1 rRNA gene is annotated in these 843 nt (G+C 51.1%); it reads left to right on the forward strand.

Features of this window, described 5'->3' with window-relative positions:
• Window positions 1-502 precede the first annotated feature (502 nt).
• Window positions 503-843: ribosomal RNA gene (locus tag CCB157_RS16925) — 16S ribosomal RNA — on the forward strand; the annotation flags it as partial.

Here is an 843-nt window from a genome sequence, read left to right on the forward strand (position 1 = left end):
GCCGCTTTTCGTCAGCCTCTGGATTGATTGTTTAGGGAAACGTGTCTTTTGTCTGGAGGAGACCTTTATTGTTGCTTTACATATTATGTCGATGGGCCGTGTGAGATGAAAATCACGCATAAACACTAGAGCTGCAGGTGCCCCTGGCGTTTTCTTGAGATGGGTTTTGGTATATTTTACCTATCATAAATGTATTGACGCACCATGTTAACGGTGCTAATATAATTACCGTCGCTTCTGAAGCAAGCGAATGTGGATGCGTATTTGACGCGTTCATGAATGACCGAAAGAAAGTTGTTGACATTAAGATCGGCAAGTTGTTAAAATGAAATAGTTGCCGATAGGAAATCTTCTTTTGGAATCGTTCCTTGAAAACTGAACAAAAGCCAAGCGCGAGTGAAAAGGGCAACCTTTTCCGGACGCCACGGATGAAACGGATGTAAAGGTTTCGACGGACCGATGCGATCGGTCGTCGTTTTCGAGACGCCGGAAGGCGTCAACTTTTACGGAGAGTTTGATCCTGGCTCAGGACGAACGCTGGCGGCGTGCCTAATACATGCAAGTCGAGCGCGGGAAGCGGACGGATCCCTTCGGGGTGACGTTCGTGGAACGAGCGGCGGACGGGTGAGTAACACGTGGGCAACCTGCCCGTAAGACCGGGATAACTCCGGGAAACCGGGGCTAATACCGGATAGGCTTTTGCCCCGCATGGGGCAAAAGGGAAAGATGGTTTCGGCCATCGCTTACGGATGGGCCCGCGGCGCATTAGCTAGTTGGTGAGGTAACGGCTCACCAAGGCGACGATGCGTAGCCGACCTGAGAGGGTGATCGGCCACACTGGGA

Source organism: Caenibacillus caldisaponilyticus (assembly GCF_002003465.1).
In the GTDB taxonomy this organism is placed as follows: Bacteria; Bacillota; Bacilli; order Bacillales; family Sporolactobacillaceae; genus Caenibacillus; species Caenibacillus caldisaponilyticus.